This is a genomic window from Halegenticoccus soli (genome assembly GCF_002844195.1).
Taxonomy (GTDB): domain Archaea; phylum Halobacteriota; class Halobacteria; order Halobacteriales; family Haloferacaceae; genus Halegenticoccus; species Halegenticoccus soli.
Window position 1 is genome coordinate 67,464 of record NZ_PEND01000003.1, and the last position, 23,562, is coordinate 91,025.

At 62.4% G+C, this 23,562-nt stretch carries 17 protein-coding genes and 2 pseudogenes; 13 read left to right on the forward strand and 6 right to left on the reverse strand.

Going from position 1 to position 23,562, the window contains the following annotated elements; translation table 11 throughout:
* Nucleotides 1-137 precede the first annotated feature (137 nt).
* The 9 genes and pseudogenes from CNO20_RS08945 (at nt 138) to CNO20_RS24275 (ending at nt 13,570) form a co-directional block, all read left to right on the forward strand.
* Complete coding sequence (locus tag CNO20_RS08945; protein ID WP_101295811.1) at nt 138-1,934, forward strand: glycoside hydrolase family 97 protein; 1,797 nt, start codon at nt 138-140, stop codon at nt 1,932-1,934.
* Between the two features lie 84 nt (nt 1,935-2,018).
* Nucleotides 2,019-2,309: a hypothetical protein gene (locus tag CNO20_RS08950; RefSeq protein WP_101295812.1), complete on the forward strand. Its 291-nt coding sequence runs from the start codon at nt 2,019-2,021 to the stop codon at nt 2,307-2,309.
* A gap of 1,005 nt (nt 2,310-3,314) precedes the next feature.
* On the forward strand, nt 3,315-3,524 hold the full coding sequence (locus CNO20_RS08955) for a DUF1450 domain-containing protein (protein ID WP_101295813.1): 210 nt from the start codon (nt 3,315-3,317) through the stop codon (nt 3,522-3,524).
* The gene (locus CNO20_RS08960; RefSeq protein ID WP_101295814.1) at nt 3,521-5,056 is read left to right on the forward strand and encodes a sulfatase family protein; all 1,536 of its coding nucleotides are present in this window, start codon (nt 3,521-3,523) and stop codon (nt 5,054-5,056) included. Before CNO20_RS08955 ends, CNO20_RS08960 begins: the two co-directional genes overlap by 4 nt.
* A 1-nt stretch (nt 5,057) precedes the next feature.
* Entirely contained in the window at nt 5,058-6,968 is a 1,911-nt protein-coding gene (locus CNO20_RS08965) for an FAD-dependent oxidoreductase (protein WP_101295815.1), read from the forward strand.
* Between the two features lie 278 nt (nt 6,969-7,246).
* Nucleotides 7,247-9,073, forward strand: a complete 1,827-nt coding sequence (locus CNO20_RS08970) for an ABC transporter substrate-binding protein (RefSeq protein ID WP_101295816.1) — start codon at nt 7,247-7,249, stop codon at nt 9,071-9,073.
* Nucleotides 9,074-9,233: 160 nt separating this feature from the next.
* Nucleotides 9,234-10,235: an ABC transporter permease gene (locus tag CNO20_RS08975; RefSeq protein WP_101295817.1), complete on the forward strand. Its 1,002-nt coding sequence runs from the start codon at nt 9,234-9,236 to the stop codon at nt 10,233-10,235.
* A gap of 7 nt (nt 10,236-10,242) precedes the next feature.
* The gene (locus CNO20_RS08980) at nt 10,243-11,337 is read left to right on the forward strand and encodes an ABC transporter permease (protein ID WP_101295818.1); all 1,095 of its coding nucleotides are present in this window, start codon (nt 10,243-10,245) and stop codon (nt 11,335-11,337) included.
* Between the two features lie 5 nt (nt 11,338-11,342).
* A pseudogene (locus tag CNO20_RS24275) lies at nt 11,343-13,570 on the forward strand (ABC transporter ATP-binding protein).
* 78 nt (nt 13,571-13,648) lie between these two features.
* On the opposite strand, the gene CNO20_RS08990 reads toward CNO20_RS24275, so the two are convergent.
* On the reverse strand, nt 13,649-13,843 hold the full coding sequence (locus CNO20_RS08990) for a hypothetical protein (RefSeq protein ID WP_101295819.1): 195 nt from the start codon (nt 13,841-13,843) through the stop codon (nt 13,649-13,651).
* Between the two features lie 163 nt (nt 13,844-14,006).
* Here CNO20_RS08990 and CNO20_RS08995 point away from each other — a divergent pair, with 163 nt between their 5' ends.
* Both CNO20_RS08995 and CNO20_RS09000 read left to right on the forward strand, forming a co-directional pair.
* Nucleotides 14,007-15,005 (forward strand): alpha-amylase family protein, encoded by a 999-nt coding sequence (locus CNO20_RS08995; RefSeq protein ID WP_101295820.1) that lies wholly within the window; start codon nt 14,007-14,009, stop codon nt 15,003-15,005.
* Nucleotides 15,006-15,100: 95 nt separating this feature from the next.
* Nucleotides 15,101-15,397: pseudogene (locus CNO20_RS09000) on the forward strand (sugar phosphate isomerase/epimerase family protein); the annotation flags it as partial.
* A 392-nt stretch (nt 15,398-15,789) separates the two neighbouring features.
* Here CNO20_RS09000 and CNO20_RS09005 read toward each other — a convergent pair.
* Nucleotides 15,790-16,620 (reverse strand): PIG-L deacetylase family protein, encoded by an 831-nt coding sequence (locus CNO20_RS09005; RefSeq protein ID WP_101295822.1) that lies wholly within the window; start codon nt 16,618-16,620, stop codon nt 15,790-15,792.
* Between the two features lie 940 nt (nt 16,621-17,560).
* On the opposite strand from CNO20_RS09005, the gene CNO20_RS09010 reads away from it, so the two are divergent.
* Nucleotides 17,561-18,010 (forward strand): TIGR03668 family PPOX class F420-dependent oxidoreductase, encoded by a 450-nt coding sequence (locus CNO20_RS09010; protein WP_101295823.1) that lies wholly within the window; start codon nt 17,561-17,563, stop codon nt 18,008-18,010.
* A 134-nt stretch (nt 18,011-18,144) separates the two neighbouring features.
* Here CNO20_RS09010 and CNO20_RS09015 read toward each other — a convergent pair whose 3' ends face one another.
* Nucleotides 18,145-19,152: a Gfo/Idh/MocA family protein gene (locus CNO20_RS09015; protein WP_101295824.1), complete on the reverse strand. Its 1,008-nt coding sequence runs from the start codon at nt 19,150-19,152 to the stop codon at nt 18,145-18,147.
* Entirely contained in the window at nt 19,149-20,354 is a 1,206-nt protein-coding gene (locus tag CNO20_RS09020; protein ID WP_101295825.1) for a pyridoxal phosphate-dependent aminotransferase, read from the reverse strand. The genes CNO20_RS09015 and CNO20_RS09020 overlap by 4 nt, the downstream gene beginning before the upstream one ends.
* Nucleotides 20,355-20,464: 110 nt before the next feature.
* On the opposite strand from CNO20_RS09020, the gene CNO20_RS09025 reads away from it, so the two are divergent.
* Nucleotides 20,465-21,187 carry an MBL fold metallo-hydrolase gene (locus tag CNO20_RS09025; RefSeq protein ID WP_101295826.1) on the forward strand — a complete coding sequence of 241 codons (723 nt, stop codon included), beginning with the start codon at nt 20,465-20,467 and terminating at the stop codon, nt 21,185-21,187.
* 94 nt (nt 21,188-21,281) lie between these two features.
* Here the strand turns inward: CNO20_RS09025 and CNO20_RS09030 are convergent, their stop codons facing one another.
* Both CNO20_RS09030 and CNO20_RS09035 read right to left on the reverse strand, forming a co-directional pair.
* The gene (locus CNO20_RS09030; RefSeq protein ID WP_101295827.1) at nt 21,282-22,445 is read right to left on the reverse strand and encodes a M20 family metallopeptidase; all 1,164 of its coding nucleotides are present in this window, start codon (nt 22,443-22,445) and stop codon (nt 21,282-21,284) included.
* Nucleotides 22,442-23,548, reverse strand: a complete 1,107-nt coding sequence (locus CNO20_RS09035; RefSeq protein WP_101295828.1) for a mandelate racemase/muconate lactonizing enzyme family protein — start codon at nt 23,546-23,548, stop codon at nt 22,442-22,444. Before CNO20_RS09035 ends, CNO20_RS09030 begins: the two co-directional genes overlap by 4 nt.
* Nucleotides 23,549-23,562 lie beyond the last annotated feature (14 nt).

Below are 23,562 nucleotides of genomic sequence, written 5' to 3' on the forward strand. Positions count from 1 at the left end.
GATTTTTCCATAGGGGCGGAGAACCGGCCACAGGGTTCGAGAGAGTATGTCACGCGACGCGTCCATCCTCGACGAGACAGGAGAGACAACGGTTCGAGCAGACTGTCACCGGAAGCACCGCGGAGGGTGCTGAGCGAATGCCCCTCGAAAGTCCGGACGGGACGGTCGGTGTTAAATTGGGCCTTGACGGAGACGGGCGACCGATCCTCAGCGTCCGCTCTGCTGGGACGGGCGTCATAGAGCCGTCACCCCTCGGACTTGAGACGTTCGAAACCTCGTTCAGCGCCGGTCTCTCTGTCGAGGTCCGCGAGCGGCGGACGACCGAGATCGCGTACGAAACGCCCGCGGGCAAACGACGGCACCACCGTTGTCGGGCTAACGAGGAAACGGTAACGCTCGTCGACGACGACGGTGCCACCGTTCGAATCGACCTCCGGGTGTCGAACGATGGGGTCGCTTACCGTTACCGCCTTCCCGGCCAGGGGCCCGTCGTCGTGACCGGCGAGGAGAGCGCGTTTCGTCTCCCCGAGGGGGCGTCGGCGTGGGTGATGCCGTTCGAGGCGAAACACGAGGACGTCTGGCGATCGACATCGGCGAAAGAGGCGGCAGGACGGTACAGTTTCCCGTCGCTGTTCGAAGTAGGCAGTCGCTGGGTGCTGCTGACGGAGGCGGGCGTCGACGGTCGGTACGTCGCATCCCACGTCACCGCCGAAGCGGATGACACGCTGTTTCGCGTCCACTTTCCGGATTCGGAGCGCCACCGAATGGCGACCGAATCGGCCGACGTGAGCACCACGCGACCGCTCGCGACGCCGTGGCGCGTCGCCATCGTCGGCGATCTAGCGACCGTTGTCGAGTCGGACTTGGTCACGGACGTGATCGACGCGCCGTCGTACGGCACCGATCCGTGTCGAATCGAAGACCAGTCGTGGATTCGACCCGGTCGCGTCGCGTGGTCTTGGTGGTCCGACGGCGCCAGTCCGAGCGATCCAGCTACGCAGCGACGGTACGTCGATTACGCGAGCGAACGCGACTGGGAGTACGTTCTCGTCGACGCCGGGTGGAGTCAGGGTAGTTGGATGACTGACCTCGTGGACTATGCGACCGAGCGCAACGTCGACGTACTCGTCTGGTCGCGGTGGTCGGATCTCGACACGGAGGCGAAACGGGCGATGCGGCTCCCCCGGTGGAAGTCGTGGGGCGTCGCGGGCGTCAAGGTCGACTACATGAACTCCGACAGCCAACAGATGATGGAGTTCTACGACGAGCTGGCGGCGGCGACGGCCGACCACGAACTCCTCTTGAACGTTCACGGGTCGATCACCCCGAAGGGGTTACGTCGGCGGTGGCCCCACTTGCTCACCTATGAGGGAGTCTACGGCGCGGAGAACTACCATCCCGCGCCGCAGACGATCCCACCGGAGCACAACGTCATCCTCCCATTTACCCGCAACGTTATCGGACCGATGGATTACACGCCAGTGACGTTCTCCGCGGAAACTCGCACTACCACCGTCGGCCACGAACTCGCACTCGCAGTCGTCTTCGAGACGGGTCTCCAGCACTTCGCGGACGACATCGAAACCTACCGTAAACGACCGTTAGCGGAGGAGTTCCTCGAACACGTTCCCGCCGCCTGGGATGCGACGCGGTTCGTCGGCGGTTACCCGGGGAGGGAAGCGACGATCGCCCGTCGCCACGGAGAGCGCTGGTTCGTCGGGTGCATCACCGCGGGTGAAGGTCGGACTGTCGAGGGTTCGTGCGAATTCCTCGATATCGAAGGCCCCTACCGCGTCGATATCTATCGTGACGACGAGGCCGGCGAGTCGATCGCGCGAGAGAATCGGCGGATCGCGCGCGACGACGCGTTCGCTGTCTCGCTGCCCGAAAACGGCGGATTTGCAGCGATTTTCCGCCCGCTCGGCGGAGAATGATAGTGACGCTCGGCGTTCGGGCAGCCCCCCGCTGAGATCAACACGTATGTTTAACTCCACCCCTGACGAATGGTACCGACACTTATGGCAACACGGAGCGAAGGATCGCGGTCCGACTTCGCCGCTAGCATTCGCGAGTTCGTCGACAAGAATCGTCTCCTCACTTATTTCATCCTGATCGAGACGAGTTTCGTCGTCTCGGCCTACTGGCTCGACACGTGGACGTCGTATTCCCTGGGCCCGAGTGGGGTTGACATCACCGACGTCGCAGCGGGACTTCTCGGCGGTTGGGCGGTCGTATTCGGACTCCTCGGCCTCGTTGGTTTTCTGCTCGCGGCTGTGTCCAGGCTCTGGATCCGAATCGACCGCCGGTGAGCTCTCATAACAGTGACTCCTTGACGCTCGGCTAGACCGGTCCGCCGTGACCGGGTAGCTGGCTGAAGAGAGCAGGTGCGATCAGGCCGCCGTAGCGCTGTACCAGATGGGGCGTAGGGATAGCGGTCGTTCTTCGCTCGCTCTCCGAGCGAAGTGCGCATTATCCTCACAACGCGGGTGGCACTGGCGGTGACGATTACGATTGCACCGCGAAATCGAGAGCGTCGAAATTTCTTGTTCAATTGTGATGAACAGTGATTCAATCGCCTTCACCTATAAAATTGGACCAAGGAGAAGTAGTCAACGAAATTCGTCTCTTGGACCCCGTATTAGTGCGTTCTTTCCGTTCATCATGACTAATTCGGAAATCGAGTGGTACCCCTCCATCAGACACCAGAGGTGTAATCAGTCATCTCTAGTATCAGGCCCACGTGTGTGACGGTTGTACGTTTGTAATCCCGCGGTACGGTGGTTCGCGAGCACGGTCGGTTGGTGCCCGACACCGTCTCCACTATCAGCAATTTTCGGTCGTCAGTGGGGGACCCCCTGGGTTGTGTGTTCTTCGCGGAGGTGCGTCGAAGGACCTGACGGGGCGTCGAATGTTCAATACTCGTGAACGCAAGACGTGGCGACTTCAATCTGAGGTCTTCCTTAGATACACGGTTTAGGCGGCAGACCGTGGCTCTTAGTTGCATCCAGAACCACCATTCGAAGAATAATGAAATCGGCACTATTGAACGGATCAGTTACGCTCGACGATGTTTCGAAAAGTGCACTTACGCCTCAATGACCGATCGGTGGCGTCGTGAGCCGCGTTCGACGGTTCACACGTAGCAATCAGAGACGACCGGCTTCTTCGAGAGACATAATAGTCTTCTAACGGTTAGTGAGCGGGCGCGCCGTCTAAGGGAACGCCGAGGGAAACGACCTGAGCGGCGCACCGAGACAGGGTTCCGAAACCGAAGAGGCGCACATTAATTGCAGGTGGGCGTGAAGTCACTCCCCATGCCTCGATACGTCGAGTACTGCCGTACCAACGTTACCGCCGACGCCCGAACGACGCTCGCGAAACTAGATGCGACGGTCGTAGAGAAGTGCTGTCTTCGGCGGTGTGGAGCCTGCAACGCCGGCCCGTTTCTGATCATCGACGGCGAACCGCGGCGGGGGGAGAGCCACGCCGCGCTCGTCAAAACTCACCGACTAAAAAGCGAATGAAGCTGCTATTCGTCTCTATCGACAGTCTCAATCGACACTTTCTCGATGTCTACGATCCGAACGTCGATCTCGATGTCGAGACGGAGAACCTCGATCGGTTCGCCGAGCGGTCGGCCGTCTTCGACGCTCACTACGCCGGAAGCCTCCCTTGCATGCCAGCTCGACGGGAGTGGCTCACCGGCACACAGGAGTTCCTCTGGCGTCCGTGGGGACCGATAGAGCCGTTCGATACGTCAGTGCCCCGAGCGCTGCGCGCTGAGGATGTGATCACGGAATTGATCACCGACCACTACCATTACTTCCAGCACGGCAGCGGCGGGTACTACGAGGACTTCAACGGATTCGAGTTCATTCGCGGCCACGAGTACGACGCGTGGAAGACTACACCGCGGGAACCGTCTTCGTCGCCCATCCACGACCAGCTGGGTTTTGCAGTCCCCGACGACCCTTCTGGCTTCGGATACCTGAATCCGGTCCAGTACGTTCGGAACGCCGACGGATTCGACCAGGAGAGAGATTCCTTCGCACCGAAGGTGTTTTCCGAGACGGCCGATTGGCTCCGCCGAAACGAGAAATGGGACGATTGGTTCCTGTACGTCGATAGCTTCGACGTTCACGAGCCGTTTCACCTGCCGGAACCGTACGCCTCCATGTACACCGACGAGGATCCCAGAGATCCGGAGCTCACGTTCTGGCCGCCGTACGGGCGGACGGATCGCGGCGAGAGCGAGCTCTCCGAACGCGAACTCGACTTCGTTCGATCGCAGTTCGCCGGCAAACTGACGATGACTGACCGGTGGTTCGGCCGCGTTCTGGACGTCCTCGACGACCGTAATCTGTGGGAGGAGACGGTGGTCGTCGTCACGTCCGACCACGGCTTCTACCTCGGCGAACATGGCTGGGTGGGCAAGCCGTTCGAGGCGCCGCTGTACAACGTGCTGGCGCATACACCACTGTTTATCTGGCACCCCGACGCCGCCCGGACCGGCGAGCGAATCGAAGCGCTCACGGCGGCCGTCGACCTCAACGCGACGCTGCTCGACGTTTTCGGGATCGTCGAGGAGTCCGGTCCACACAGTCGAAGTCTCCTGCCACTGCTCGACGGTGAGGTCGACGCGGTTCGCGACTGGGCGCTGTACGGCTACTGGGGATCGAGCGTCAACGTCACCGACAGCAAGTACACCTACCTTCATCCGTGCAACGCCGAGATCGGCAGCTTCTGTCACTCAACGCGGATGATAAACCCCCACTCTTGGTTCACGCCGCCGAAGCCACGCCCCGACGCGGCATCGGGTGAATTCCTCCCGTACGCCGAGGTCCCCGTCTGGCGCTACGCCGCTCCGTCGTACGCCCGCCACAGCGAGCCCCTGTTGTTCGACGTCGAGGAGGATCCGTGGCAGGAGAAGCGTCTCACCTCCGATCCAGACGAGTCCGATCGGATGTGCGACCTGCTGGTTGCAGCGCTCGACGAACTGGAGACTCCTTCTCACCAGTACGATCGTTTGAACCTCGCTTCGAGGAGGACGGAGTAACGTGGACGAGTTCAAATTCGATATCGTCGTTCTCGGGGCGACCCCCGGCGGCATCGCCGCGGCTATCGCCGCCGCGAGGATGGGACGCTCGCCGATCGTCTTGGAGCGCTCGGCCCACGTCGGCGGCCTCCCGGCGAACGGTCTCGGAGCGACGGATATCATTACTCGCGACGCTGTCGGCGGGTTGTTCTCCGAGTTCGTCGAACGCGTCCGCGACTACTACGTCCGCACGTACGGGCCCGCCTCCGAACAGGTAGCCGACTGTCGAGATGGATACCACTTCGAGCCATCCGTCGCCGAGGCGGTGTTCGAAGGTATGCTCGTCGACCACCCGGCGGTAACCGTCCGTCGGTGCCGTGAGTTCGATCACGAGGAGGAATTGTCGTCTCTTGGAGACGGCGGCGAGTCTCACGCCTCGGTCGCTACCGATGACGGACGCGTGGCCGCAATCACCGTCGAAGATCGAAACGGCGGTCAGAGAGAGCGGTATCACGGCGATGTGTTCGTCGACGCCACCTACGAAGGCGATCTCGCCGCTGCGGCGGATGTCTCCTACCGCATCGGTCGCGAAGGCGTCGACGCCCACGGCGAGCCACTCGCCGGGAAGGTCTACGCAGCGTGGGCCGGAACCGCCGACGCGGTGTCGACGGGGCGGGGTGACAACGCGATACAGGCGTACAACTACCGGCTCTGTCTGACGACTGGCGAAGAGAAGGCGTCGATAGAGAAGCCGCCGAACTACGACCGGTCCGAGTATCTCCCCCTCGCCGAGGACATTCGGACGGGGAACCACACCCACGCCGGCGGTGAAGAGTTCACGCCGGAGGGCATCGAATGGGCGGTGAGTCTCGCACCGCTTCCGAACGGGAAAGTCGACGCGAACAACAGCCACCTGACGAAACTCTCGACGGATCTTCCCGAGGAGAACTGGCCGTGGCCGAGTGCAGGATGGGCGTGGCGCGACCGCTTCGCCGGGCGCCTCCGAAACTACACGCTGGGTCTGCTCTACTTTCTTCAACACGACCCCGAGGTGCCCGAGGCGACCCGTGAGCAGGTCGGTGAGTGGGGCCTCGCCGCCGACGAGTACGAGGACAACGACCACTTCCCTCGGCAGGTGTACGTGCGGGAGGGCCGGCGCGTCGAAGGCGAATACACCTTCACCGCCTACGACGCCCTCCCGGTCGGTGTCGACGACGAGGCTCTCCCAGGTAATGTGAGCGTAACCGTGGCTCACGACCCCCATCGTCCAACTCACTCTCGCCCACCGATTCATCCGTCATCCGTGACCGCGAATCACTACGCGCTCGACTCGCACGGCGTCCGCAAGCGTGAGCCCGCACGGCCGCATCTCGATGGCTTCGTCTTCCTCGCTGAGCCGACGGAACCGTACACCGTTCCGTTCGGCGTTCTCGTACCGAAGCGAATCGACGGACTGCTCACACCAGTACCGGTATCGGGGACTCACATCGGATTCAGTACACTCCGGATGGAACCGTGTTGGATGGCGCTCGGCGAAGCAGCAGGGGTAGCGGCGAGTCTATCGCTCGATCAGGAATGCCAGGTGAGAAACCTCCCGATCAGTCTCCTCCAGCGAGAGTTACTCGCGGGAGGTACGGTACTTATTCACTACGAGGATGTCGACCGTACGCACCCCGCTTTCGAGGCGCTGCAATTCTTCGGCGTCCGTGGATTCGTCCCGGCGTGGAAGGCGCGGCTCGACGACGCGGTGACGGCATCGACGGCGGAGCGGTGGCTCGATTGGGCCGCCCCGGCTGCGTCGCTGGGGTACGAAGTAGACCGGACGACGAGGGGAGAACTGTTGAACCGGCTGTACGATGGCGTCGAAGCCGAAACCGTCGCTGCCGACGTCACTTCACCGTACGCGGAGCCGGTGCAGAGGAACCATCTGTGACGGCGATACCTCCCGGCCATCGCCGGCGTCATACGACCTCGCGGCGTTCGACCGATGAACGACCACGGACGGTACGGTCTTCCGATAGACTTCTGCGGCTCGGATAGTGGTCGCGTGGAAATACGTCGTCTTTCGACGCGGAGCGCGAGCCGAAATGTCCGCTGATCGGGGGTTCGAGTGGCGTTCGCGGTGGATGCGATGACGGGATATTAATACCTTCATTAAACTCGTAAATTAACAAAACACTTTTGATGGAGTACCCCCGACGGTGACAGAGAATGACACGCGACAGTCACTCCCAGAAGCAGTTCACCGATGGTTGGACGTCTCGACGACGGGTGCTCAAAGCCGCCAGCGTCGGAGCGCTCGCCGGACTCGCCGGTTGTCAGGCCGATACGGACGACGCCCCGGGTAGCGGGAACGGTTCCGGAAACGCCGACAGCAACGTTCTCGATCCGGAACTGACGCTCGATTCTCTCGGCGAACCGGCGGACGACGTGCAGTGGAACGAGTTCAACTTCGCGAGTTACAAGTGGATGGTGCAAGCCCACGTCATGGATCCCTTCGCGGTGTACGACCCGACATCGGGCGAATTCGTCGGCCTACTCGCGGACGACTGGACCGTCGACACCGAAAACCAGGCCCTCCAACTGAATCTCAACCAGAACTACGAGTGGCACGACGGCAATGAACCTGTCAGGCCGGTCACCGCCGAGGACGTGTACGTTCACTTCATGATGGAACAGTACATGGGCTTTTCCTCGTCGGAGTTCATCGACGAGATCGAAGCAGTCGACGACTACACCGTCGAATTTCAGCTCAAGGGCGGGCACGAGAACAAGGATTACATCCTGTTCAGCTTACTAACGAACGTGCTTTCACACGGTATGGAGGAGTACCAAGAGTGGCTCGAACGGTTCGAAGGCGCTCAGGGCGACGGCGAACGAGACGAGATCGCATCGGAACTTTCCGAACTCAGCATCAGCAGCGAGGATATGGAATCGTACGGCCCGTTCGCGGTCAAGGACGCCTCGCGGGAGAAGCTCGTCACCGTCAAGAACGACGGACACCCTGCAGCCGACGAGATCAACTTCCCGAACATGGTCTTCCAGTACTTCGGAAGTGAACAGAAGATCTACCAGTCGCTGGCCAACGGCCCACTCGATGGCCACGTGCGCCTGAACGTCCCGGCCGATGTCTCCTCCGGCTTTCCCGATCACGTAGAAAACACGACGTATCCGTCGCTGGGCGGCCTTGCGCTCAAGTTCCGGTGGGACGACGACGTGCTCGGCGACCCGCGAGTGCGTCAGGCGATCGCGTACGTTATCGACCAGAACGCCGTCGCCACGAACGCCGGGAAGGAAACGCACGACCCGGTCACCTATCAAACAGGAATGTCTCCGAGCCGCATGTGGGACTACTTAGGCGACAAGAGTCCGTACCCGAAGTACGGGAAAAATCACCAGAAGGCGGCCCAACTCCTCAGGGACGCCGGGTTCTCGAAACAGGGCGATCAGTGGTATCGGCCGGACGGGGAGCAGTTCGGCCCGGACATCAAGAGCGGAACGACCGGCGGACCCGACCTGATCGCCCTCGAAACGATCTCCAGCCAGCTCAAGCAGTTCGGGATCGCGTCACAGCTGAAGACCTTAGAAGGGACATCGTTCGAGTCCGATGTCTGGGATCAGGGTGACTTCCGAATCGCAAGCGGGGCGTTCACCGCCGACTTTCCTCAGCCGTACGCGTGGTACAACCTCACGTTCCTCGAGGACCGCGAGAATGTGGGGATGCCGGACGAGATCTCTTTACCGCCGGTCGGCAGACCTGACGGGGACCAGAATGCCCTCACGATCAACCTCGACGAGGCAGTCGTCAACCTCACCAAGTACGAGGGGAAGGACCTGCGGCAGGTCGTACGGGAGCTCGCGTGGGCGTGCAGCTACGCGATGCCACAGATTCAGGTGTACGAAAACCGGACGCAAACGTGGTTCACTAACGACGAGTGGGAGTACCCATCGCTCGATAGCGACATCATGAAACGACAGTTCTACACGCCGTTCCACTACGTTCTGAAGACAGGAAAGTTCAAGGCGAAAACGAAGTGACGCTACGAACGACGGCTCCTCTTAGGTGAGCCGAGTCTTTTCGTAATCCCACTTGGGCTGCGATGGAGTGATTTCGGTGGTCATTCGCCGTAACAGGATGTACGGGCAATTCCAAAAGTCACCGGAGGGTTTACAATCCCTGCTATAGAAGCTCTTTGGTATGCAATGGCTTGCGAAGCGAATTGGCCAAGCCCTCTTCACCCTTTGGGCGGTGATAACCCTGTCATTCGTACTCATCCGGTTTCTCCCCGGTGGACCGATCGATTACCTCGTCGTCCAGCTCCGAAAACAGGGGATCCCCGAGTCGCAGATAAGTAACTACGTTCGGAACTACGTGAGTTTCCAGCCTGACCAGCCACTCTGGCTGCAATATCTCGACTACATGGCCTCCGTCCTGCAAGGTGATTTCGGAGAGGCCTACTTCTTGGACGGCCAGGTGTTCGATATCCTCGCGCAAGCACTGCCGTGGACGGTTTTTCTCGCGGCGATTGGAACCTTCCTGACGACCGTGATCGGGATCGTCGTCGGCGGCTTCATGGCGTACACCGAAGGAAGTAAATTCGATACAGGCGTCACCCTGTTTTCGACGATCGCGGGAGGCATCCCCTACTACATCCTCGCTATCGGGCTTCTCTACGTATTCGCTTACCGGCTTCAGTACTTTCCAACAGGCGGCCAGGTCGACCCCGAGCTCGTGCCGGGATTCAAGTGGCCGTACATCGAGAGCGTGCTGTATCACGCTGCTCTGCCCATCCTCTCGACGACGTTGGTCGGCTGGGGCGGGACAGCGCTGTCGATGCGCGGGAATAGTATTAGCGTCCTCGGCGAGGATTACATTCGCATCGCCCGCCTCCGGGGCTTGCCTCGGCGACGCATCGCAATTCGTTACGTGGCGCGCAACGCGATGCTTCCAATGTACACCGGGATCCTGCTGGCCATCGCGTTCATGCTCGGCGGTTCCGTGATCCTCGAGGAGATATTCGCGTATCCTGGTGTCGGATACTATCTTTTCCAGGGAACCGTATCGCGTGATTACCCGGTCATGATGGGTGGACTGATCATGATTTCGACGGCGGTAATAATCGGAGTACTGATCGCCGACCTGACGTACAGCAAGATAGATCCGCGAGCGGCCGGCGAAGGCGACCGCGAGTCGTACTGAAAATCCAATGGCATCACAACAATCAGACGGCGAACGGGTCGAAACGGAGATCCCGTTCAGAACGACGGCCGAGACGGACGTCTCGCACCGAGAACAGTTCCTCTACAGTGTCGACAGGCTCCTCATTGCACCGTTTCGAATTCTGTGGGCCGATTGGCGCGCCAGGGTGGGATTTCTAATCATCCTCCTGTACGTCCTGATGGGGACCGTCGGCGTGCTCGTCAACCCGGTTCCGACCGCTGGCATGGACGAACGATACCTGCAGCCCTTTCACGACGGCTGGTTGACGTTCGAGAGCGTCTCCGTCTTGGGCCTTCACCTTCCGCTCGATCCCGTCATCTACCTCCCGCTGGGGACCGACGCGCTCGGCAAAGGACTCTGGTCGCAGATCGTTCACGCAACGCCGTCGATGCTGAAGATGATCATCGCGGGCGCCGTGTTCTCGACGGTCGTCGCGACGATCCTCGGGACGCTCGCGGGATATAAAGGAGGGTACACTGACCGGAGCATCATGACGTTGGCCGACATTACGATGACGATTCCAGGGCTGCCGCTGGTGATCATCATCGCCGCCGCGCTCCAGCCCGAAAACCCGTACATCATCGGGCTAATACTCGGAATCAACAACTGGGCGGGGCTCTGTCGTGCGGTCCGATCTCAGGTGCTGAGTGTCCGCGAGCGGAACTTTGTGGAAGCGTCCCGCGCGATGGGACTATCGACGCCGCGCATTCTCGTCGATGACATCATCCCGGACCTGATGTCGTACGTTTCCATCCACTTCGTCACCGCGGCTCGAGGCATTATCTTCGAATCGGTTGGTCTCTATTACCTCGGCATCTTGCCGTTCACGACGTTCAACTGGGGCGTCATGATGAATCTCGCCTACACGACGTCCGGCGCGCTGTACACGTGGCAGTCCGCACACTGGCTGTTCATCCCCATGATTACGATCACCGTGCTCTCAGTGGGGCTCATCCTGTTCTCACAGGGATTAGATCGAATATTTAATCCACGAGTGCGCGCCCGCCACGTCAAAAGCGTCTCCAGTGCGGATGACGACGAAGAGCAGACGAGCCCGATGACCACTGTACCAACGAACTGAAACCCATGACGAGAGTAAACCACTCGACCGAAACGATGCGTAAACGAACCGACCGAGACGTCATCCTGAAAGTACGGGACGTGAGCGTCAGCTTCGACATGGACCGGGGAGAGTCTCGCGTGCTCGATTCCGTCTCGCTCGACATCTACCGCGACGAGATTCTGGGCGTGGTCGGCGAATCGGGCTCGGGCAAATCGATGTTCGCATCGGCGCTGCTCGACGCGGTCGTGCGCCCGGGTCAACTCACCGGCGAAATCACGTACTATCCGACGGAAGGCGAAGAAATCGACCTCCTCGATCTGACTCCGGCTGAACTCAAGCGTCTGCGCTGGGAGGAAATTTCGATGGTATTCCAGGGTGCGATGAGTTCGTTCAATCCGACGATGAAGATACGCCAGCATTTCGAGGAGACGCTGGACGCCCACCAACGAGACAGAGAAGAAGGTCTCGCACACGCTCGCGAACTCCTCTCGGACCTGTACCTGGATCCCGACCGCATCCTCCGGAGCTACCCGCACGAACTGAGCGGCGGGATGAGCCAGCGGGCGCTCATCGCCCTGTCGCTGGTGCTCGAACCGCGGGTGCTCGTGATGGACGAGCCGACCGCCGCGCTCGACCTGCTCATGCAGCGGTCGATCCTGACCCTCCTCGAAAATTTACAGGACAAGTACAACCTGACGATCATCTTCATCACGCACGATCTCCCGCTGGTGGCCGGTCTCGCCGATCGTCTCGCCGTCATGTACGCGTTCGAGTTCGCCGAAATCGGTCCGAGCGAAGAGGTCATCCGAGACGCAGCGCACCCGTACGCGCGTTCGTTACTGAAGGCCGTGCCGAACCTCGACGCGCCGCTCGAACGGATGCGACCGATCGCTGGCTCGGCACCGGATCCAGTTAACGTCCCGACTGGCTGTTCGTACCATCCACGGTGTCCGCTGGCCGACGACGAGTGTGTCGAGGTAGACCCCGGCTACTACGACGTTGGCGAAAACCGTGTCGCTGCCTGTCACCACTGGACGAAGTCCAGCGAAGCGATTCCGTATCTGGTGAGCGAAACTGACGCCGATCAGGGTGACAACGTGGGGGCGATCGAATGACGGCTGACGAGCCGCTCCTCCGGCTGGACGACGTTGAGGTGCACTTCGAAGGCCAGCGAGGAGTCCTCGATCGGCTGCTCCGTAACCCCGGCGGAAAAACCGTCAAGGCCGTCGACGGCGTGTCGCTCGACATCGAAGAGCAGGACGTGGTGGCGCTCGTCGGCGAGTCCGGCTGCGGGAAGACCACGCTCGGCAAAACAGCGGTCGCCCTCCAACGGCCAACGGGCGGCGCAGTAACGTATCGAGGACAGGACATCTGGGATGCGAAGGACGGGAAGGGCAACGTGGAAATCCCCTACCAGGAGATCCGTCGATCGCTGCAGATCATCCACCAGGACCCCGGTAGTTCGCTCAACCCGAACAAAACTATCATGAAGAGCCTGCAGGCGCCGCTGAAGAAGTGGCAACCGGAGCTCAGTCCGAGGGATCGCCGTACGCGGGTCCTCGGAATGTTAGAACACGTTGGCATGGCTCCGCCGGACGACTACGCGAATCGTTACCCACACCAACTCAGCGGTGGAGAGAAACAGCGGACCGCGCTCGTGCGCGCCCTCCTGATGAACCCGGATGTCATCCTCGCCGACGAAGCGGTGTCAGCGCTGGACGTCTCCTTGCGGGTCGAGATGATGGACCTCCTGCTCGATCTGCAGAACGAGTTCGGCACGTCGTTCGTCTTCGTCTCCCACAATCTCTCGAACGCGCGCTATCTCGCACAGAAGGCCGGCGGGCGAATCGCGGTGATGTACCTCGGCCGAATCGTCGAAATCGGGACGGCGGAGGAAATACTCCAGAACCCTCGCCACCCCTATACGAAAGTTCTCCGATGGGCGACCGCCGATCTCGATCCGGACAAAGCGCACGCGGGAACCCCGCCCGTCAGGAAGATAGACATCCCCGATCCGTCGGATCCGCCGTCGGGCTGCCGCTTCCACACTCGATGTCCAAAAGCGCGCGAGGTCTGTGTCCACGAGGACCCCGATCTGTTCTCCCACTCGGAAGATCCGTCGTCCCACGCGGCGTCTTGTTTCCGGCAGTTCCAGAGACGGGGGCACGAGTACTGGAACAGCCCCGAGTTGACCGACTCCACAATCACGGACGACGCCCGCTCGGAGGAGAATGTGATCGGAAGGTCGTAGTTCGGTCGTGGGAAAAACAGAAACGCAAAGCGCGAAGGTGTTACGTTCCCTGTCCCTTCGATCACCGTCGGTCCCGTGTTACCTCGGATTCAGTCCCCGCCAATCGACGTACAGCAGTGCACTCACGATGGCTAAAGTAACGGCGATGATTCCGAGGCTCAGTACCGCAACGACGTACGCTCCGGATCCGGGTTCGATGACGGTGAATGAAATAGCGAGCAACGCCAGCAGAACCATGTTCACGCCGAAGATTATGCGGAAGAACTCGCGCATACGTGGTCTCTCATCGTCGACGGTAATGAGGGTACCGCTGACGAGCGATCGAGGCTTGGCGGCGGTAAGTCGACACGAATCGACGACTTGATCGACGTCGCCGAAACCGACACGGGGACGATCGTCCGGTAGTTATTTGCAGCAGCTAGCCCACGTCCGAGGTATGGAGCAGGGCGCGAGCTACTTCGGTGTTCGGGACCCCCGTCACGTTGAGGAGGACCTGGATCGACTCGTCGATGAGGGACTGAACGCGATACTGCACACGTACAGTGAACGCGACCAAACGTTCTACGAGGAGACGATGGCCGATATCGTCGCCGCGAGCAACGATCGGGGATTCACGACGTATGTCAACCCGTGGGGGGTCGGGAAGGTATTCGGCGGCGAGGCGTTCTCACAGTTCCTCGGAAAGTACCCGAATGACCGACAACAACTCGTTACGGGGAGCCGTGAACACGCCGCCTGTTTCAATAGTCCGGCGTTCAGGGAGTTCGTCCGTGAGTGGACGCGCTCGGCCGTCGGCCTCGACCCCGACGTCGTGTTCTGGGACGAACCGCACTGGATTCTCCCGGAGTGGTTCGACGACGACGAGCCCGACGATGCGTGGGTTTGTCGCTGTGAACACTGCCAGCGACGGTATCGCGAGAAATACGACGCGCCGATGCCAGTGACCGAGGACGCCACCGTCCGTCGATTCCGAGAAGACACGCTTTTGGATTTCCTCGACGAGATGATGGCTATCGTCCACGAAGGGGGAGCGGAGAATGCGGTCTGTCTCGTGCCGGAGTCGGACGCCGACCACGGCATCGCCGACTGGGCGCGGCTCGCATCGAGCGACTACATCGATCTCATCTCGACGGACCCGTACTGGGGGCTGTTCGCCGGTGACGACGTGGAGGCGTTCGTCCGCGACGCGATCGACCGAGTAACTGACCTCGCGTCGACGTACGATCTCCGGAGTCAGATCTGGGTGCAAGGATTCGGTCTGCCCGACGAGACCGCGACGTACGATCACGTCCGAACTACAACCCGCTCTGCGGCCGAAGGCGGCGTCGACAGCGTCTTCATGTGGGGGTACGACGGCTGCCGCTCGATCTCCTCGATCGCCTCGGAAAACCCCGATCGGGTGTGGGAGTCATACCTCGACGCACTTTCCGGGTAGCGCGCCGACGCGCCCGACCGGACCGACAGGAGGGCGATCGCTGACTCCGATCCGTGAACCCAGATATTTATCACCCTCGATTGCGAATTTCTCGCATGGACGTAGGAGTCCTTACGGCGCCCCTGATCGACCAGCCGTTCGAAGAAGCCGCCGAGTACCTCGCCGGACTCGGCGTCGATGCGGTCGAACCTGGCGTCGGTGGCCTTCACGGCGGCGAGCATCTCGATCGAGAGACCCATCTCAACGACGAGGGGGCACAATCGGCGTTCCGCGAGACGCTCGACGAGTACGACCTGTACGTGAGCGCGCTAGCGACGCACAACAACCCGCTGCACCCGGACGACGAGCAGGCGGCGGAGGCCGACCGCGAGTTGCGCGAGGCGATCGAGGTGCTGCAGCGCTCGGTCTTCGAAACCACCCCCGGGGAGGCGTACTGGGCGGAATAGTGACATCCACGCACTCACACAGGCGTCGATGAGTCACTTGGTGCCGGAACTAACGGCGTAAACGTCCATTTCGATCCTTTCGAGTCCCGACCTGGCCATGGAAACGTTCGACAAGCTCGTCCGGCGCGCCAAGGAGAACGGCCCAGCGTCGAAGGAACCGGCCGGGCCGGACCGGAAATCGCACTTGACGCACTACTCGAAAGTTGACCTCCGGTCTCGCCCTTTTCGGCGGTTGGCCGGAGGCTGTGTCGAAAAGCACCGAGGAGCGAGAACGCTGTGGTGAGAGGGTTACGCGAATATACGATGCCGTACTGTGCGATGAGACTGTAGAGCTGATGCTAGAAAAAGAAGAGCGTCTCCGCCGTTTCGTCGGTCAGCGGGGCACCGTACTCCGATATTTCGACAGCTTCTGCGTGTTCAACCTGCATCCCAGCCTCCGCGCCGTAGCGGTCCGCTAGTCCCTCACGGAAGCGATCGGCGACGTTCATTTCGGTGTTCGCCACGAGGTGGCTCAAGCCGTCATTAGCGAGCCATTCGCGCCGTTCGGCGTCCCCCTCGGGCACTGCCTCGAGCTCACCGAAGGTGTAGGGAAGCCACTCGTACATCTGCGATTCGTGGCAGTGGAGTGCGTCGATTTTGCGCTCTTCGACGTCAGTTACGTCAAGCACGACGTCAGGCTCGAACGGCGTAGGCTTCTGGAAATGGTCGGCGACGTACCCGATGACGGGGTTTGCGCTCAGTGATGGGGTGTTGGGGCACACGTTTGGGACGATTAGCATGTACGCCGCATCTTGGAGCAACTGGGCACAATAGCGGTGATCTGGATGGTAATCGTTCGGACGAGGGCCGAGTACGAGGTCGGGATCGACCTCGCGTATGAACCGGATGAATCGCCGACGGTTCGCCAGCGTTGGTTCGAGTGCGCCGTCTCTAATGTTGAACACTTGGTACTCGACGCCAAGGGTCTCTGCGACGGCCTCCGTCTCCCGCTTCCTTCGAGCGGCAAGTTTCTGCGGGCCCATCTCGTGGTGACCCGCGCTGCCGTCTGTTGCCGAGAGGAAGGTAACGTCATGACCGGCTTCGACGTATTTCGCAGCAATACCGCCTGCCTTGATAGAGCAGTCATCCGGGTGTGGCCCGATAACTAAGAGACAGAGCGTACCACTCATGGGAACCAACTCGCATCGTTCCACTGAAATATTTGGGGTATCGGTCGCCTTTGCGGTGGTTCACAGATCGCCGTTGAGCGCAGAGAGAAGAGGAAAGACTCGAACGAGCCGCAGAGCAACACGACCGGTTGGTGACCCGACGGTTACTCGAACTGGCTCGGTCCGTCGATGCTCTCCTGCTCGCACAGGCATCAATGAGCCGCTTAGCGCCCGAACCGACGGGTCAAACGTCGACCCCCATCCTCGCCGTCTGGAACTGGCCGTGGTGGGTTGCCGACAAAGTAAACTCGGCAGTGTACTTCGATCAAATATATTTGGATAACACGTCAAGGCATGGACTTGATATCCAGATTAATATATAATACTATTGGGTAAATGAATCGTTTTAAGCCCGTCTTAGCCGATCTAGAACGATTCTGACGTGCTCTTGATCTCAAGCTATTTCGAGAATCGCATTATACTATTATTACTGGAAGTTGCGTAGCGCAAAGGTCCAAAACCCCAAAGAACTGAGTTAATTAGCACGTTAGGGTATGGAACCAAATTTTCGGATCGGTACCGGCAGTTCCATCCAACAGATGATGAATCCAATAATTTTTATTGCAATGTGCCAGAGTTCGCCGTTGATCGTCGCGTTACTCACCGAGGAAGAGGGTCACTGGCACGGACAGCTAATCACGCAACGGAGAGAAATCGTATGTAGTTCAGCGGTAAACGAACCATCGTAAATCGAACGCGACAACCGTTGGCCAGTACGTGCACCGCCCAGAGATCGAGTCGAAACAGGTGTTGCTGCACCCGCTTCCGGAGACTCTTCTGGGCAGACCACGGGAGTGAGCGACGAGCTAGAGGGGACAGGAATGCGCCCGGTCGTCAGCGAACGAGTGCCCGAAACGATTCCACGAGGGGTTTTTCGACTCCGAGCGAGTACCACCGACGTATGACATTTAACGAGGCGGAACGGCGATTCTTAGAAGCGATGCGTGTCGCCCGGCTCGGTACGGTCGATCCGAACGGCCGGCCGCACGTCGTTCCGATCTGTTACGCGCTCGTCGACGAGCAACTCGCGTTCGCGCTCGACGAGAAGCCGAAGCGAGTCGCGCCCAAAGACCTCCAGCGGGTGCGTAACATCGTCGCACGGCCGGCCGTCGCCGTCGTCGTCGATCGATACAGTGAGGAGTGGAGCGAACTCGGGTGGGTGCAGATCGGAGGAACCGCGACCCTCGTCGAACCGGACGACGAAGATCACCGCGGGCTCCTTCGGGCGCTGCGAGCGAAATACGAACAGTACGCGGAACACGCGCTCGAAGAGCGGCCGCTCGTCCGGATCGATCCGAGGCACGTTCGATCGTGGGGGAACTTGAAGACGTCTGAGTCGGCAGACGAATAACCCGCCGCGCACTCGGTTTTCTGCGGCTGGGAGTCGATACGGACGAGGCGACAGACGGACTGAAATCACGGACGCGTGACCGCCGACGGCCGATTTGCCGACTCGCTTCGCCTCCGTCGCGTGATACCCCCGGATCACTCCTCGGAGACCAAGACGGAGATAGGCTGCCCCTTCTCGATAGCCGTGCGAATCGCCTGAGTCACCGCCTGGGCGCGATATCCGTCCTCGATCGTCGCCAGCATCTCCGTCTCTCCCTGGATCGCCTTCGCGAACCAGTCGATCTGTCGCCGAACGGCCCCGTCCATGCGCCCGTGCAGAATCGGCCAGTGACGGGTGTCCGGTCTGTCGTATCGGTCGCCGTGGACGGTCACGGCGTCGCTCGGCGTCTCGACGCGCGCCGTTCCGTCGGTGCCGACGAGCTCGAACGAGGCTTCGATCCCGCCCGGCGTGTCGGGAGGCAGCGTCCCGTACCCCTCTATGCCGGCGATCGTTCCGTCGCTGAACTCGAGCAGCGCCTGGGTCGCGTCCGGGACGCCGACGTCGGCCAGCTCTCCCCTGCGTTGGACGCCCATAACGCGGCTGACGGCCGCGTCCGCGCCGACGGACCAGCGTACCGCGTCGACGTCGTGGATGTTCATGTAAAACAGCGGGTGACCCCGCTCTCCGATACGCCGCGACTCCTCGATCGTGATGCCTCGTTTGGCTCGGAGACTGACCAGGTCACCCAGTTCGCCCGTCACCGCCGCCCTGCGAGCGGCGGCGTACGCGGGGTCGTAGCGCAGCACGAAACTGACGCCGACCGTCGCGTCGGTCTCCGTCGTCAGCTCGGCGAGCGACTTCGCATCGGCTACCGTCGTCGCTACCGGTTTTTCGAGCAGCAGCGGGATATCCCGTTCGATACTCGCCCGTGCCTGCTCTGCGTGCGCCGACTCCGGCGTCGCGACGATCACCGCGTCGACCCCGTCGAGCGCCGTCTCGTAGTCGGTGAGCGCGCGCGCTGCGCCGTATCGGTCCGCGACGTCGGACGCCCGCTCCTCGTCGATGTCGACGACCGCTTCCAACGCGAGCGACGGGTGGTCGCTCACCGCGTGGGCGTGGTTCTCGCCCATGAACCCCGTCCCGATGACGCCGACGCGGATCATCCCGACTCCCCCTCGTTTTCGACGAGCGCTTCGATGCGGTCGAGGCCGGTTTCGAGCCGTTCGAGGCTGTTCGCAAAACTCAGTCGGAGGTAGCCTTGCCCGGCGGCACCGAACCCCTCGCCGGGTGCCGTGACGACGCCGTGATCGTAGAGGAGCCGCTTTGCAATGTCGAAGCTCGATCCGTCCAGCCCCGAAACGTCGACGAACGCGTAAAACGCCCCCTGCGGTTCGGGGCAGGAGAGACCCGGAACCTCGGCGATCCGCTCGACGAGGTAGTCGCGCCGCCGTCGGAACGCTTCACGCATCTCCGCGACGGGTTCCTGCGGTCCGGTCAGCGCGGCCAGCGCGGCGTATTGCGAGACGCTCGCGGCGCACGCGGTCGTGCTCTCGTGTATCGTCGTGACCGCGGTCGCGACCTCCTCGGGGGCGATCAACCAGCCGACTCGCCACCCCGTCATCGCGTACGCTTTCGAGCACGAGTCGACTGTGATCACGTGGTCCGGATACTCGGTGGTCGCGGCGAGACTCGACCGGGGCCCCTCGTACGTCAACCGCCGGTACACCTCGTCGGCGATGACGTACGCGTCGTGGGCCGCCGCCGCCGCCACGACCGCCTCGACCGCGTCTCGGTCGTACACCCGGCCGGTGGGGTTCGACGGCGTCGTGAGCACGACGGCGGCGGTTTCGTTCGTGATCGCGTCCGCGACGCGGTCGGGATCGAGGTCGAACTCCCTGTCGTCCGGAAGCGGCGTCTGGACCGGCTTCCCTCCCGCGAGTTTCACCTGCATCTCGTAGTTGGGCCACGACGGCGACGGGACGACGACCTCGTCGCCCGGATCCACGACGGTTAACGCCGCCAGGTGAAGCGCTTCCATCGCGCCGACGGTGACGACGACCTCCGTCTCCGGGTCGACGGTACCTCCGTCGCGTCGCGCGGACATCTCCGCGATGGCCTGCCGAAGGGCAGACAGCCCTGCGTTCGACGTGTAGTGCGTGTTCCCCTCTCGGGCCGCCTTGTACGCGGCCTTCGTGACGTGTTCGGGGGTGTCGAAGTCCGGTTCGCCGATCTCGAGGTGAACGAGGTCGGGGTCGTCCGATCGCCGGGCGAGGTCGAACATCACGCGGATCTTCGACCGCTCGACGCCTCCGATCCTGTCAGCGAGGTTGGTCGCTGGAAGGTCTACCGACGAGTCTGGGGGCATTATGGAACTATCTCTGGGCCGAGCGCCATATAATTTCGTTTTGACCGGGTCCCGTCGGCACGACGCGCCGACCCCACAAAGCTACGGTCGAGGCCGTACTGGGTACGGACATGCGACTCGGGTCGTCACTCGCCCTCGTCGGATCCGGCGAGGCTCGACTCAGTGACCGGTACGACTGCAACGTGTACGCGATCGAGGCGCCCGACGGTGCGGTGCTCGTCGACACCGGCGGCGGCCGGGCGCCGCAGCGGCTCCTCGAACACGCGCGGGAAACGATCGGCGCGCCCGTCGGTGCGCTCCTCACCCACGCCCACGCGGACCACTCCCAGGGCGGTCCGGCGTTCCAGCGCGAGGGCGTTCCGGTGATCGCGTCGGAAGCGAGCGCCACTCTGCTCCGAACGGGGACCGAGGAGGAACTCGGCATCGTCGCCGCGAAGCGGGACGGCGTGTACCCGGCGGAGTACGAGTTCGCGAACTACGAGCCGGACCGAACCGTCGTGCCCGGGACGGCGGTCACGGTCGGAGGCCGCGAGTTCGAGGTCGTGTCGCTGCGCGGCCACGCCTCCGACCACGTGTGCTATCTGACGGAGACCGACGACGGGCGGGTCTGCTTCGTCGGCGACGCCGTGTACCCCGACGGGTCGATCAGTCTGCTCAACGTCCCCGGGTCGTCTCTCGCGGCGTACCGATCGGACATCGACAACCTGCGCGGACGCGGCATCGACGCGCTGCTTCCGGGGCACGGGCTGCCGCGCCTCGAAGGGGGACAAGAGTGCGTCGAACTGGCCGCCGAGGCGCTCGAAGGGATGTACGTCCCTCCGTCTCGAACGTGAGCCGACGTCCCGGCGAGATCAGTTGGAGAACGTCTCGATCCGGACGTAGACCCAGCCGTGGTGCGATCCGGAACCGACGCGGCGGGAGGTCACGTCAGTCGAAGAGCAGCGTCAGCAGCCGTTCGTAGGCTCTCGCACAGTCGACGACGTCGGCTGTCCGAACCGACTCGTCGACCGTGTGGGCGTCGCGTTCGATGCTCCCTGGACCGAAGAGCACGGTCGGTACGCCCGCGTCGTGGATCAAGAACCGCGCGTCCGTCGCGGCGTTGAAACCGACCGGCGCGCTGTCGACGCCGACGTCCGCCGCCGCGGTCACCGTCGCCTCGACGAGGTCGTGATCGGGCGCGAGTTCCGCCGCTCTGGCGAACACGATGCGTTCGACCTCACACGCGATCGGTTGGCCGTCGAGTTCGACGGTGTCGAGTGCGTCGTGCAGGCGCTCGTCGAACGGCTCGGCCGTCTCGCCGGCGCCGGGAAGGAACCGCCAGTCGAAGGTGACGGTCGCGCGGTCGGGAACGACGTTCGGCGCGGATCCGCCGCTGATCTCGGTCACGGTTCCCGTCTCCGGATCGAGGAGTCGGTGGCTCGTCTCCTCGCGGAGGCGACCGTCGAACTCCTCCAGGCGCGTCAGCACCCGGCTCATCCCCTCGATGGCGTTGCGCCCCGCGTCCGGTCGCCCGGAGTGGGCGCTCCGACCGCGGACGGTGATCCGATAGCGCGCGACGCCTTTCTGTGCGACGCAGACCTGCAGGTCGGTGGGCTCGCCGATGACGGCGTAGTCCGCGTCGACACCGCGCGCGACCAGCGCTCGCGTCCCCCGGCCGCCCCACTCTTCGTCTACGACGAAGCCGAGCACGACTTCCCCGGGCGCGTCGGCCGAGGCGAGATAGGACTCCGCGGCGAGGATCTTGGCCGCGAGCGCCCCTTTCATGTCGGCTATGCCTCGACCGACGACGCGATCGCCCTCGCGGCGGAGTCGGTACGGATCGCCGCTCCACTCATCGGGGTCGGCCGGGACGACGTCCGTGTGCCCGGTGAGAAGCACAGTGCCGCGAGCCGAGTCCCCCGCCCGCGCGACGACGTTGGGACGCCCGTCCACGGCGTCGTACGTTTCGACGGCGAAGGGGACCGGAGAGGCTTCGAGTCGCTCGGCGAGGAAGTCGGCGACGGCCGCTTCCTCCCCCGGGGGGTTCTCGCTTCGGCGTCCGACGAGGTCGCCGGTCAGCTTCACCAACGACTCTTCGTCGATGCGCGTCATTCGACCACCGCGCGTTCGCTGCGGAGCGCGCGAAGCCGCTCGCGATCGACGGTCACGCCGAGCCCCGGTCCCCCGACGCTGATGCGAGGCACGTCGGCGTCGAGGTCGGTTATCCCGTCGGTCGTCATGAAGGGGCCGACCATCTCGTTCCAGACGACGTTCTCGAACGCGGTGACGAAGTGGACGCCGGCGGCGGTCCCGACGTGCCCCTCGACCATCGATCCGAGTTGCGTCGGGCGGCCGTCGGCCGCGGCGACCGCGTTGAGTCGAACGGCTTCGGTGATCCCACCCGTCTTCATCAGCTTGATGTTGTAGATGTCGCCGGCCCCCCGCTTTACCAGTTCTACGGCGTCGTGCGCCGTCTCGACGCTCTCGTCGGGCATCACCGGCACGTCGACGTGTTCGCGGAGGAACGCGAGGTCGTCGACGTTCTCCTTGTCCACCGGCTGTTCGATGACGTCGACGAATTCGGCGATGCCGTCGAGGGCCCGCATCGCCGTCTTCGCGTCACCCCACCCCTGGTTGGCGTCCGCTTTCAGGCTGACGTCGGACGGGACCGCCTCGGCGATCGACGCGACTCTGTCGATATCCGTCGCCGGGTCGGCGCCGACCTTGATCTTGATCTGTTCGTACCCCGCTTCGACGGCTTCGACGGCGTCCGCCGCCATCTCCGCCGGTGACTTGATGCTGAGCACCTTCGGGACGTCGATAGTCGCCTCCGCCGCGTCCCCGCCGAGCAACTTGAACAGCGGAAGGTCCGCGCGCTTTCCGCGAATGTCCTGCAGGGCGAGTTCGATCGCCGCGTGGGCGCTTGGCGCGCCGTCGACGAGCGCCCACATCCGCCGCGTCACCCGCTCGACGTCGATCGGATCCTCGCCGAGGATCAGCGGGGCGAGAACGTCTTCCAGAACGGCCGCCGTCGATCCCTGGGTTTCGCCCGTCACCTCGTAGGCGGGCGCCCCTTCGCCGAGGCCGACGACGCCGTCGTCCGTCTCGACCTCGACGAGAACCCGTTCGAGTTCCGGAATCGGCTTCAGCGCCGTGACGAACGGCTCTTCGAGGGGAATCTCGTACCGGTGTATCGTCACCCGTTCGATCTCCATACGCGGTAGCTTCT